The sequence below is a fragment of the Peribacillus sp. RS7 genome, from assembly GCF_041956845.1.
Taxonomy (GTDB): domain Bacteria; phylum Bacillota; class Bacilli; order Bacillales; family DSM-1321; genus Peribacillus.
Window position 1 is genome coordinate 49,326 of record NZ_CP168135.1, and the last position, 12,007, is coordinate 61,332.

Genomic DNA, 12,007 nt, shown 5'->3' on the forward strand with positions numbered 1-12,007 from the left:
AGTGGTCTTAGGTATAAAATACAAGGATGCAATCACTTTTTCTCCGTTGAAAGAACCTTAGCTATCTTTGGCTATACAAATATTTTCCGGAAAATATGTATCTTTTTTATCCTTTGTTTCGTCAAATACTATGAATCTTTATTTAAAGCGCTGCCCTTTTATTGAAAGATTCCAATTCAGCAGGAAAAGTTAAGGAGGATTATCATGAAAAAAATGAATAAATGGGTCATTATAACCATTTTATTATGTCTATTATTGCCATATAAAGCTTTTGCAGATGCAGCAGTTGGTGAAATGATCGTCACACTTGGGGAAAATTTGACAAATGAACAAAAAAATATGATTTTGTCAGAAATGAAAGCCCCTAATGATGTTGAGGTACTGACGGTTACAAATGCGGAGGAACATGAATACTTAGGAGACTATATCGCTAGCCGGCTGATCGGTACAAAAGCGATTTCATCCTCTGCGATTACTTTGGAGGAAAAAGGTACTGGACTTAAACTGGAGTCGAAAAACATTAACTGGGTCTCAGATGAAATGTATATCAATGCACTGGCAACTGCTGGAGTAAAAGATGCTACCGTTTATGTCACCGCACCTATACCCGTTTCCGGTACAGCAGCTTTGACAGGGGTCATTAAAGCCTATGAGATCTCCTCCGACAAGAAGATTCCGGAAGATGTGAAACAGGCAGCGAATGAAGAAATGGTGAAAACAGCTAAATTGGGTGACGAAATCGGTACAGAGGAAGCCTCTGCACTAGTAACGAAAATAAAAGAGGAAATGGCTGAAAATCCACCAGCCAATACTGAAGAGGTCCGCGAGGTTGTCGAGTCTTCAGCAAAAGAACTTGGAATCGCCTTAAATGATGATCAAGTTCAAAGTCTAATTGATTTATTCAATAAGTTAAAAGAATTGAATATCGATTGGAACGCTGTCGGGGATCAGCTTACTGCAGCTAAAGATAAGCTATCCAATTTTCTTGAGTCCGAAGAGGGTCAATCATTCTTGGATAAATTGAAAGAAGTATTCAGTAGTTTAATAGACGCAATCAAATCATTTTTCAGCTGATTCAAATGAAAAAAGGATGGCCAATGCCATCCTTTTTTCATTTTTTATTGACGACCGCTGCTTCATGTAGGGCCAAATCCAAATGGATAAGATCTTCATACGTTTCGCGTTTGATGACCAATCGGGCTTCTCCATTTTCGGCAAAGACGACAGCCGGTCTCGGAATCCGATTGTAATTATTCGACATTGAATATCCATATGCCCCTGTACAAAAGACTGCCAAGACATCACCTCGTCCGGCTTTTGGCAATGGTAAGTCCCAAATTAACATATCACCGCTTTCGCAGCATTTCCCAGCAATGGACACCGTCTCTTCTACAGGATCAAGTGGCCGGTTTGCAAGAATGGCATCATATTTCGCTTCATAAAGAGCAGGACGTATATTATCACTCATGCCCCCATCAACGGCAATATATTTACGGACATTAGGCACTTCCTTTTCAGAACCGACCTTGTACAAGGTCACACCTGCGTCTCCGACTAATGAACGGCCAGGTTCGATCCAGATTTCAGGCATCATTAAATCAGAATCGGCAATCAGGTTCTGCACTTCCGTAACGATTTCTTCTACATATTGAGATGCCGGTAGCGGGTCGTCCTCTTGTGTATACCGAATTCCGAATCCCCCTCCGAGATTCAATACCTTTGGTTGAAACCCTATCGAGCCATGCCAGTCATTCAGCTTGCCGATAATTTTTTGGGCTGCAAGAAGGAAACCGGTCGTTTGAAAGATCTGGGAACCGATATGGCAGTGCAATCCCAGTACTTCCAGAAATTCACTTTGAAGTGCTTGTCGAAGGGCGCCTTCCGCCTGCCCGTTAATAAGATCAAAACCAAATTTCGAATCTTCTTGCCCTGTCAAGATGTAATCATGCGTATGGGCTTCGATACCTGGTGTTACACGAAGAAGGATTTTCATTTTTTGTTCACGGTTTGTACAAATTTCTTCCAACAGTGTCAACTCTGAAAAATTATCGACTACTATACAGCCAATGTCATAATCCAAAGCCATATGTAGCTCTTCTTCACTTTTGTTGTTTCCATGGAAGTGAATCCGTTCAGTTGGGAAATTTGCCTTAATTGCCGTATACAATTCCCCCGCTGAGACAACATCGAGAGAAAGTCCTTCTTGATCGGCCAACTGGATCATGGCAATCGAAGAAAAGGCCTTACTTGCGTAAGCAACTTGAGCAGAAATCCCCAATTCCTCAAAAGTTTTCTTGAACCCTCTTGCCCGTTCACGAATTAGCTTTACATCATAAACATATAATGGTGTACCAAATTGTTCGATCAGTTCGATCGTGTCCACTCCCCCGATCTCCAGATGTCCACGTTCATTGACACCACCGGTTCCGTACAAATGCATGATAGCCTCACCTTCCTGACTTAAATCTAAAGATTAATAAGAAATGAGGCAGCCCCAAATAAAGAAACCCTGCTGTAAGTGAGTAGGATCCTCTATATGAACAAGCCTCATCCGTATCGATTATCCCATTTAATATTGTTCTCTATGACTGCTTAGTAGTTCGAAGGGAAAGACAGATTGGTTTAACTTCAAGAGGCATAAACGCTCTATCTCTTTGTGAAGCCTTAACTTTACCGCTTTATCCGAATAAAATTAAATTACCATAACTTTTCGACAACATCAACCTTTAGATTTTCTCGGCTGCCTATATTTATCCTGGGGATGCACAATACTCGGACGCTCAGCAGTTCCTGGATATGGTCTTCTTAATAGTATATGTGACAAACCCTTCGGCTGAAATGGGATAAGCGGCCATAAATAAGGTGTATTTAACGTTTTTATACTAGTAAGCATAATAATGTAGAGTGTGATGCCTATGATCAAGCCAGGCACTTTAAAGAAAGCGACCAACACTAGCAGTATTAAACGGGAAATTTTATTCGCAACCCCTAATTCTAAACTCGGAGTGACAAAAGTACCAATTGTCGCTACGGAAGCGTAGAGAACCACTTCAGGAACAAATAGTCCGACATCTATCGCTATCTGTCCAATCAAAACTGCCGCAACCAAGCCCATTGCCGTAGAAAGCGGGGACGGGGTATGTACGGCTGCCATCCTTAAAAATTCTATTCCTATATCGGAAATGAAGATTTGGACCACAATGGGTATATGCGTTTTTTCATTCGGCCCGATAAATTCCAACTTATCCGGTAAAAGAGAAGGATCTAAAGCAAACAATAACCAAATAGGCAGCAAGTATAATGAAACGAAAATCCCGAAAAAACGTACCCAGCGCACCAAGGTTCCAACTGCAGGTGCCTGCCGATACTCTTCAGCGTGTTGCATGTGATGGAAAAGAGTGGACGGGGTAATGATGACGCTCGGTGAAGTATCCACATAAATAAGGACATGCCCCTCAAGTAGATGTGTTGCCGCTACATCAGCCCGTTCCGTGTACCTGACAAGCGGATATGGGTTATATCTTTGCTTGACGATGAACTCTTCGATCGTCTTATCAGACATCGTTATGCCATCAACCTCAATGTTATTCAATTCCTTACGAATGATTTCTATTAAATCAGGATCGGCAATATCTTTAATGTAGCCGATGGAAATATCCGTTTTCGATCGTTCCCCTACATGCAACATTTCGAAACGTAATCTTTCATCCCGTATTCTCCGTCTGGTTATCGCAGTGTTAACGATGATATTCTCGACAAAACCATCTCTTGATCCACGGACGACTTTTTCCGTATCGGGTTCTACTGGCTGTCTCCCGGGATAACTCCTGACATCAACAACCAATCCTATTGGTTTACCATCAACAACAATGACTATTAAACCGGATAATACCTGATCAACAAGCTCATCCATCGTCTTTATTTCCTCAACTGATTGGTGTACGAGCAAGCCTTTGACTGCATCAAAAACTTTAGTAGTCAAGATTTCAGCATTTTTGTTATGAATAAGAGATTCGAGGATTTCCATGATGAACTCTGTATCCGTCAGCCCGTTTATATAGTAAAGATGCACATCTTTTCTAAGGACCTTTATCCTTCTTACCCCTAAGTCGAAGCTGACGCCCAGACCTACTTTCTCTTTCATGTACGCGTCAACTTCCGCTACCCTATCCGGAATCGGTTTCATGTTTTCAGGTTTTTCTGAAGTCATCATGTCCACTCCTTTCCAATATGATTTCCACCGCTAGCTTCGTTATCGGTGCTCCTCTTTTAAAATCGTCCTGATGGGACATTTTTCCGATATCCCCTATCCCGACTACTATGGGAACATGCAATTGATCGATGCAATACACCGTGTCTCCTGTAATCTTACCCAGTTCGAATTCCTCAGCTCCGTATTTATCAACCCCGTTCGGTGTCAAATTACCATCACGGTCAATACAGATATCCACCTTGGTCCATTCTTCCCTTCTAGTCTTTGAAGCGACCGCTATCACTCCAAGGACATTAATATCAGGGTGACCGGCAACTACCTTCATTGCCTGTTCGCCGGATCCTTCACCGATAAAACCGCTATCATCAAACATGACCAATACTGGATCATACTTCGCCTTTTTTATTAATTCAACTAACTCCAAGCCCGTATATCGTGATGGATTACCCTGGGACATGGAGATACATCTTCCCCCAATTTCCTTGGCTACATGCTCGACAGCCCGTTTCGCATACTCATCTCCATCCGTAATCAATATCACTTTTCGTTTGGTCACCATCTTGGGCCTACCTTTCATCATCAGGAATAGTTACCTCATAAACTTATAAATCGACAAAATAAATCCATTGGAATAATGATCCCGCTATTTTCCCCAAAACGAGTGCCATTAACAGATAAATGATTTTCTCTTGAATGCCGATTCGCTTGGACAGAACCGGAAATACATTCAGGACTTCAGTTAAGGCAGCAGCAAGCATCCCATTAAAGATCCCGTCAGCCAGGCCGATCGGAATCAATAAAAATTGTGGGAGGGAAAATTCCGTACCCTGTAACCCTAGCCAAGTTCCTGCGACAACCCCGGCAATGATAGCTCCTTCGTAGTAATGTATCATTTTCATTGTTTTTGTCAGCTGAGTCAGCCTCGGTATCACCCCAAGTACAGTTAAAAACGCTACAAAACCGGCACCTGTCGCAAAACCTCCGGCTAACCCAACAAAGATTCCGAAGATAACTTTACCTGTCATCAAGATGGCGCACGTTCTCCTTATTTTCATTCATGATTACATAACGGTCCAAATCCTGCTGATAGTTGAACATTTCAACCTCGAGCGGACTAGGTTCCTCATTGAAGCGTTTTTTAAAAAAGTGATTAAAAAATAAAATCATGCCCATGCCAAGTCCGAAGCTATATGGGATTTGGATCAATAACGGCTTTTCTTCCACTTTTCCCGTTATTAAAGTAAAGATTTTTTGATGCACTTCCCCCATGCTGACATCCACATGGAAGTTCATGATGGTCATCCCACCGCCGACAAACAACAAGAACCAGACTAAGGCGAAAGTCAAAACTGACATTTTCTTTTTCGAGAGGATGATTTCGATGATCGTTTGGGAGGGTCCGAACGTCTCCACCTCAATGGTCGTATCCACCTTACGAATGGCCATGATAACTTGAGCCAAATCAATGACAATAATATTCCTATCTTCCTTCTTGACCGTTAATAATATGATTTCTTCAATTTTTCGAATCACTTCTTCAGGTCCGATTATCCTTGCAATATCTTTTATCCTCACCGTTTGATTTCCCTTTACTTGTACACGGTTCCTCATCCTGATATATACAACTGCCACTATCATCACATCCCGACCTTTTATTTCCTTATGCTAGTAGTATGGATTGGAAACAGTTTGAAAATGCAGGAAGTGAACCATGTCCAAATATTACTAATTGAAAACAAAAAAGACATGCTGCAATGACAGCATGTCTTTTTGATTTACATTCATAAATTAATGAGTGGGGAAGAAAATCAGCTGAACTAAAAATATCAATCCAAAAATATAAATGAGCGGATGTACCGATTTTCCTTTTCCACTGAATACCTTCATAAGGGGATAAGTAATGAACCCGATTGCAATCCCTGTAGATATGCTTGAAGTAAGCGGCATCGTTAAAATGATCGCAAATGCCGGAAATGCTTCATCGAAAATTTTCCAATTGACTTTAGCCAAGCCTTCCATCATGAAACATCCTACGATGATCAAAACGGGGGCTGTAATTGCTTGAACTGAAGAAATGGCCGATATTAATGGAGAAAAGAAAATCGATGCAGCGAACAGGATCGCCACAACAGTAGCAGTTAACCCGGTACGTCCGCCTGCGGCGACTCCAGTACTCGATTCAACGTAAGCCGTTGAGGGACTTGTTCCAAACATCGAGCCGACTATCGTCGCAATCGCATCACCTAAAAATGCTTTCTTGGCGCGTGGGATTTTCCCATCCTTCGTTAGTCCTGCCTGTTCCGTGACACCAATCAAGGTACCTGTCGTATCAAAGATCGTCACAAGTAAAAAGGCGAAAACGATTGAATATAAAGAATGCGTGAAGACCCCGGCAATATCGATATCGAAAAATACCGGTGCTGGAGGTACAGATACGACTCCATCAAAGTTGAGTAAACCGATAAAGTAGCCAATGACTGCCGTGATGATCATACCAATAAAAATTGCCCCTTTAATATTACGGGCCATAAAAATCAAGGTAATGAATAAGCCCGCTAACGCTAAAACGGTTCCTGGCTGATGCAAATCGCCTAGCGTCACCATCGTTGATTCATTAGACACCACGATTCCAGCGTTCTTCAATCCGATAAATGCAATGAATAAACCGATTCCGGATGTGATGCCATATTTTAATGAGTTAGGAATCGCATCAATTATCATTTTACGCAAGCTCGTTACGCTAATTAATAGAAATAGCAAACCAGCAATAAAAACCGTACCGAATACAGTCTGATATGAGAGGCCCTGTGCCCCCACAACGCTGGCAAAATAAGCATTCAAACCCATCCCTGGTGCTATCGCAATCGGGTATTTTGCTACCAGCCCCATGATAAGGGTCCCAATTACCGCTGATATGACCGTTGCCATGAAAACTTGTTCAAATGGAATTCCGATAGAAGACAATAATGCCGGATTCACAATAAGGATATAAACCATTGTTAAAAATGTCGTAACACCCGCCATGACTTCTGTACGGACATCCGTCCCATTTTCTTTCAGGGAAAAAAACTTTTCCATAAACATATTTTAGACCTCCAGATCTAAAGGAAACACCGACAACCGTTTGCACGCAAAGACAAGGTGTCCTAAAATTGTACTGCATCGACGCTTTTCCTGATTGATTTTTCGTTTAAAACAAGATGAAAAACGAATGAAAAACGCGACCTTTACTATATTATTCGTTTTTAATTTTAAATTCAACTAAAAAATTTGACCCCCACTCATATTTTCAAAAATTTTCATCCCACCAAGATATCCTGAGGGAATTACTTTTACTTTTTCCTAAAATAAAGATTTATCTCCAGCCAAATGAAAAACCACATGAATCACTGATTCATGTGGTTTTTCATTTGCTGAAGAATTTTCTTTTCCAGTCTTGACACTTGAACTTGGGAAATACCAAGCCTTGCCGCTACTTCCGATTGCGTCTGATCCTTATAATACCTCAGGAAAACAATCAGCCTTTCACGTTCATTCAATTCATGTATCGCTTCTTTCAAAGCGATTTGATCAAACCAAGATGTCTCGTTATGATCGGCAATCTGGTCAAGAAGGGTAATCGGATCTCCATCATTTTCGTAAACCGTTTCATGGATGGATGAAGGGCTCCTGCTGGCTTCTTGGGCCATGATGATTTCTTCTGGCGATAGCTCAAGGTGTTCCGCCAATTCGTTGACAGTCGGGACACGGCCATACGTCTTTGAAAGTTCCTCTTTGGCCCTGCGAATTTTATTCGCCATTTCCTTTAAAGACCGGCTTACTTTAACCGTTCCATCATCACGGATAAAACGTTGGATTTCACCAATGATCATTGGCACAGCATAAGTTGAGAATTTCACCTCAAACGATAAGTCAAATTTATCCACGGACTTCAACAGACCAATACAGCCAATTTGATAAAGGTCGTCCGGTTCGTAACCTCGATTGAGGAATCTTTGCACGACTGACCATACAAGCCTAAGATTGCTATTGACAATCAGGTTCCTTGCATCCTGGTCACCGCTCTGGCTGCGTTGGATTAAATTCCGCAATTCCTCATCTTTTAAATGGGGCTGGCCTTTCTTGCTCTTCTGGTTTTTAACCTCCACATCCATATGCAAGTCTCCCTTAATTGCACAAAGCTCTGCTTGTAGTTAAGTGCTTTTTTAATCGAATGATCGTGCCTTCGCCCTTATGGGAAATTATATGGATTTCATCCATGAAGTTTTCCATGATGGTGAATCCCATACCGGAACGTTCAAGTTCGGGTTTAGTCGTAAATAACGGCTGTTTAGCCTCCTCGACGTCCTCAATGCCCAGTCCTTCATCCCGGATGGTCAATTCCACAGTATCACCTTCGATGACCACTGAAATATAGACCCAACCTTCAGGGTCGCTCTCATACCCATGGATAATCGAATTCGTAACGGCTTCTGACACGACAGTCTTGATCTCAGTCAATTCATCCATCGTCGGGTCCAATTGGGCAATGAAAGCCGCAACAGTTACCCTTGCAAAAGATTCATTTTGGCTTAGTGCAGAAAATTTCGTTTCCATTTTATTTTTCATCTTAGGCAACCCCCAGTCTTTGCAAAGCGTTTTTTTCGGATAGTTCCATTTTAACAATTTTAAACAACCCTGACATCTCAAATAACCGCTTTACCGCTGGAGAAATTGCACAAACCACCATTTCACCTTGCTTTTTGTTTACCTGCTTATAGCGTCCTAAAATAACTCCAAGCCCTGAACTGTCCATAAAATGCAATTCTTCCATGTTGAGGATAATATGCTTGATGTTATGCTTTTGAATGGCTGCCTCTGCCTGGTTTTTCAATTTTTCTGCTGTATGATGATCTAAATCACCTTTGAGACGAATGCACAATACACGATTTTTCGCCTCCATATTAATCGTAAGACTCATTATATACAGCCTCCTTCACTGTCTTATAAAGAGTCAAATTCTCTTTTTCACCTGCAGATTCCTTCTTAGTGGCAAAACTAGTGGAGATTCGCCTAAATTAGTACGATTAACAGGCATTGCGACAATTTATTCTATTTCGCTTGGGCAAACATGCCGAAAGCCCGTTTATACAATTGCCACCAGCTGGCATTTTCAACAGTTTCTTTCGCGACTATTGGAGATTCGACATAAACCTTACCGTTTTTCTTCAATTCAAGTGTACCAATTTGATCGCCTTTTTTAATGGGGGCATCCAAATTTTTATCAAGAGTGATTTTTTTTGTAAAGTCCTTTGGCGTCCCGTTCTTGGTTGTCAAAACTGAAATGGGTTCACTTGTCACTCCCATCACGGATTTCTTGCTGCCTTTACTTATCTTCGCTTCACCTAACACCTCACCGCGTTTATAAATCGGATATGTGATGTATTGCGAAAATGCATAATCCAACATCTTGGTGACCTGAGCGTTTCGTTCCTTTGGAGAAACGGCCCCGAAAACGACGGCAATGACACGCATATTCCCCTTTTTTGCTGTGGCTGTCAGACAATACTTCGCTTCATTTGTGAATCCTGTCTTCAGTCCATCCACTCCAGGGTAAAATTTCACCAATCTGTTCGTATTGACAAGCCAGAATTTCTTTTCGGTATTTTCACGGAGGTAATCTTCATATGTTCCCGTGAACCTTGTTATCGTATCGTATTTCAATAATTCCTTCGCCATGATCGACATATCATGGGCCGAACTGTAATGATCTTTAACAGGAAGGCCTGTTGCGTTTTGGAACTTCGTATTTTTCAACCCGAGGTCTTTCGCCTTTTTGTTCATTTTCCTAACGAACTCTTCTTCCGATCCAGCAAGACGTTCAGCCATCGCTACCGATGCATCATTCGCCGAACCAATCGAGATGCCCTTAAGCATTTGTTCTGTGGTCATTTCTTCACCTGGCTCGAGGAAGATCTGGGAACCGCCCATCGAAGCTGCATACTCACTAGTCCTGATTTTCTCCTTCATGCTGAGTTCGCCTTTATCGATCGCTTCCATGATCAGCAGCATCGTCATGATTTTCGTCATGCTTGCCGGTGAAAGACGAGCATCTGCATTTTTATCATACAGAATATTGCCTGTATCCCGTTCAATCAAAATGGCTGATTTAGCATTGGCCGCCAAGTCAACTCCCTTTTCTTCAGCTGCCTCTGTATGCGGGATGCTAAAACCCATTGCTACTAATACGGTTAAAAATAGAGAAAGAATCCGCTTCATCTCCATACCCTCCAATCTTTATATGATTTATTTTTTCCATCAAACCCATTTTTATACAAATAAAGATGAATTTTGAACATATAATGGTTATTGGGTAACATATTAACAAAAATAAAAGAGGATGCGCATGGGCATCCTCTTTTAAACATTCAATGGGACAGACGTAAAAAGGCCGCTCAAAACCGCGGCCTTTTTTTTGTTATTCCATGATTTCTTTATAGATCAAAGTAGGTTTTTCCACTTTCTCTTTTGAAATCGCAATGCTTTCATACAATTTTTCTTTCACCTTTGAAACATCTTCAAAATTGCTGTAAATCGTCACAAGGGATTCACCTTTTGCCACGGATTCCCCGATTTTTTTACGGAGTACCAGCCCGACTGCCAAATCAATCTCTGACTCTTTTGTCGCCCGCCCGGCGCCTAAAAGCATAGCTGCCGTTCCTACTTCATCAGCGATGATTTCCGATACATATCCATCCTCTTTCGCTTCTAGCTCGAAAACATGAGCAGCCTGCGGAAGTTTTTCCGGCTGATCCACAACCGAACCATCGCCTCCCTGCGCTTCTAGGAAGACTTTGAATGAGTTAAGTGCAGAACCATCTTTGATCGCATTTTCAAGCAAGGTTCTTGCTTCTTCCAGCGAGCTTGCCTTTTTGGCAAGGTACACCATATGGCTTCCCAGTGTTAAAGAAAGTTCCGTTAAATCTTCCGGTCCTTCCCCTTTAAGCGTATCGATGGCTTCCTTCACTTCTAATGCATTACCGATTGCGTAGCCCAGGGGTTGGCTCATATCGGAAATGACAGCCATCGTGTTTCGCCCCACATTGTTCCCAATGCTTACCATCGCATGCGCTAACTCTTCGGAATCTTCGAGAGTTTTCATGAAAGCGCCTGCTCCCGTTTTAACATCAAGTACAATCGCATCAGCACCAGCAGCGATTTTCTTACTCATGATCGAGCCGGCAATCAAACCGATACTATTAACCGTAGCCGTAACATCGCGCAATGCATATAACTTTTTGTCCGCTGGAGTCAGGTTACCACTTTGCCCAATGACAGCTATTTTATTTTTATTGACAAGTCTAATGAACTCGTCATTTTCTATTTCGACATGGAAACCTTTTACAGACTCCAATTTATCGATCGTACCGCCTGTATGGCCGAGCCCGCGTCCTGACATCTTTGCCACTGAGACACCTACAGCAGCAACCAATGGTCCAAGCACTAGTGTTGTGGTGTCACCAACACCGCCTGTTGAATGTTTATCGACCTTAATTCCTTCAATCATCGATAAATCAATTTGATCGCCCGACTCGACCATTGCCATGGTTAAATCCGCACGTTCCTGCTCATTCATCCCTTTGAAATAAACAGCCATTGACCAGGCACTCATTTGGTAATCCGGAATCGATCCATCGGTAAACCCTTTGATAATGAACTGTATTTCTTCTGTAGAAAGAGCCTTTCCATCACGCTTTTTCTCAATTAAATCTACCATTCTCATATTGGAATCCCCACTTTTTTAAAGACACCGCT

Annotated in this window: 12 protein-coding genes; 1 reads left to right on the plus strand and 11 read right to left on the minus strand. The window is 41.9% G+C overall.

Annotated features, from left to right (window positions below; translation table 11 throughout):
- Positions 1-204: 204 nt before the first annotated feature.
- A complete protein-coding gene (locus ACDZ29_RS00325; protein WP_375089454.1) occupies positions 205-1,074 on the plus strand; it encodes a DUF1002 domain-containing protein in 870 nt (289 codons plus the stop codon).
- A 37-nt stretch (positions 1,075-1,111) separates the two neighbouring features.
- Here the strand turns inward: ACDZ29_RS00325 and lysA are convergent, their stop codons facing one another.
- From lysA to ACDZ29_RS00380, 11 genes are all read right to left on the minus strand, one after another.
- Complete coding sequence (gene lysA / locus ACDZ29_RS00330) at positions 1,112-2,440, minus strand: diaminopimelate decarboxylase (protein ID WP_375089455.1); 1,329 nt, start codon at positions 2,438-2,440, stop codon at positions 1,112-1,114.
- A gap of 279 nt (positions 2,441-2,719) precedes the next feature.
- Positions 2,720-4,213, minus strand: a complete 1,494-nt coding sequence (locus tag ACDZ29_RS00335) for a spore germination protein (protein WP_375089457.1) — start codon at positions 4,211-4,213, stop codon at positions 2,720-2,722.
- Positions 4,191-4,772: a stage V sporulation protein AE gene (locus ACDZ29_RS00340; protein ID WP_098370826.1), complete on the minus strand. Its 582-nt coding sequence runs from the start codon at positions 4,770-4,772 to the stop codon at positions 4,191-4,193. The genes ACDZ29_RS00335 and ACDZ29_RS00340 overlap by 23 nt, the downstream gene beginning before the upstream one ends.
- Before the next feature lie 43 nt (positions 4,773-4,815).
- Positions 4,816-5,238, minus strand: a complete 423-nt coding sequence (locus tag ACDZ29_RS00345; protein ID WP_289318341.1) for a stage V sporulation protein AB — start codon at positions 5,236-5,238, stop codon at positions 4,816-4,818.
- Complete coding sequence (locus ACDZ29_RS00350; protein WP_353957662.1) at positions 5,228-5,851, minus strand: stage V sporulation protein AA; 624 nt, start codon at positions 5,849-5,851, stop codon at positions 5,228-5,230. Before ACDZ29_RS00350 ends, ACDZ29_RS00345 begins: the two co-directional genes overlap by 11 nt.
- A gap of 150 nt (positions 5,852-6,001) precedes the next feature.
- A complete protein-coding gene (locus ACDZ29_RS00355; protein WP_375091076.1) occupies positions 6,002-7,291 on the minus strand; it encodes an NCS2 family permease in 1,290 nt (429 codons plus the stop codon).
- A 308-nt stretch (positions 7,292-7,599) separates the two neighbouring features.
- Positions 7,600-8,367, minus strand: a complete 768-nt coding sequence (gene sigF / locus ACDZ29_RS00360; protein ID WP_061463935.1) for an RNA polymerase sporulation sigma factor SigF — start codon at positions 8,365-8,367, stop codon at positions 7,600-7,602.
- Between the two features lie 13 nt (positions 8,368-8,380).
- A complete protein-coding gene (gene spoIIAB, locus ACDZ29_RS00365) occupies positions 8,381-8,821 on the minus strand; it encodes an anti-sigma F factor (RefSeq protein ID WP_289315772.1) in 441 nt (146 codons plus the stop codon).
- A gap of 1 nt (position 8,822) precedes the next feature.
- A complete protein-coding gene (gene spoIIAA / locus ACDZ29_RS00370; protein ID WP_061463936.1) occupies positions 8,823-9,173 on the minus strand; it encodes an anti-sigma F factor antagonist in 351 nt (116 codons plus the stop codon).
- A gap of 131 nt (positions 9,174-9,304) precedes the next feature.
- A complete protein-coding gene (locus ACDZ29_RS00375; protein ID WP_289325653.1) occupies positions 9,305-10,471 on the minus strand; it encodes a D-alanyl-D-alanine carboxypeptidase family protein in 1,167 nt (388 codons plus the stop codon).
- A gap of 199 nt (positions 10,472-10,670) precedes the next feature.
- Positions 10,671-11,975 (minus strand): pyrimidine-nucleoside phosphorylase, encoded by a 1,305-nt coding sequence (locus tag ACDZ29_RS00380; RefSeq protein WP_375089459.1) that lies wholly within the window; start codon positions 11,973-11,975, stop codon positions 10,671-10,673.
- Positions 11,976-12,007: the final 32 nt, after the last annotated feature.

Bases quoted from the DNA above. Each gene is read 5' to 3' on its own strand.
- ACDZ29_RS00325 (WP_375089454.1), top strand. From the start codon at position 205: ATGAAAAAAATGAATAAATGGGTCATTATAACCATTTTATTATGTCTA.
- lysA (WP_375089455.1), bottom strand. From the start codon at position 2,440: ATGCATTTGTACGGAACCGGTGGTGTCAATGAACGTGGACATCTGGAG.
- ACDZ29_RS00335 (WP_375089457.1), bottom strand. From the start codon at position 4,213: ATGATGACTTCAGAAAAACCTGAAAACATGAAACCGATTCCGGATAGG.
- ACDZ29_RS00340 (WP_098370826.1), bottom strand. From the start codon at position 4,772: ATGGTGACCAAACGAAAAGTGATATTGATTACGGATGGAGATGAGTAT.
- ACDZ29_RS00345 (WP_289318341.1), bottom strand. From the start codon at position 5,238: ATGACAGGTAAAGTTATCTTCGGAATCTTTGTTGGGTTAGCCGGAGGT.
- ACDZ29_RS00350 (WP_353957662.1), bottom strand. From the start codon at position 5,851: ATGATAGTGGCAGTTGTATATATCAGGATGAGGAACCGTGTACAAGTA.
- ACDZ29_RS00355 (WP_375091076.1), bottom strand. From the start codon at position 7,291: ATGGAAAAGTTTTTTTCCCTGAAAGAAAATGGGACGGATGTCCGTACA.
- sigF (WP_061463935.1), bottom strand. From the start codon at position 8,367: ATGGATGTGGAGGTTAAAAACCAGAAGAGCAAGAAAGGCCAGCCCCAT.
- spoIIAB (WP_289315772.1), bottom strand. From the start codon at position 8,821: ATGAAAAATAAAATGGAAACGAAATTTTCTGCACTAAGCCAAAATGAA.
- spoIIAA (WP_061463936.1), bottom strand. From the start codon at position 9,173: ATGAGTCTTACGATTAATATGGAGGCGAAAAATCGTGTATTGTGCATT.
- ACDZ29_RS00375 (WP_289325653.1), bottom strand. From the start codon at position 10,471: ATGAAGCGGATTCTTTCTCTATTTTTAACCGTATTAGTAGCAATGGGT.
- ACDZ29_RS00380 (WP_375089459.1), bottom strand. From the start codon at position 11,975: ATGAGAATGGTAGATTTAATTGAGAAAAAGCGTGATGGAAAGGCTCTT.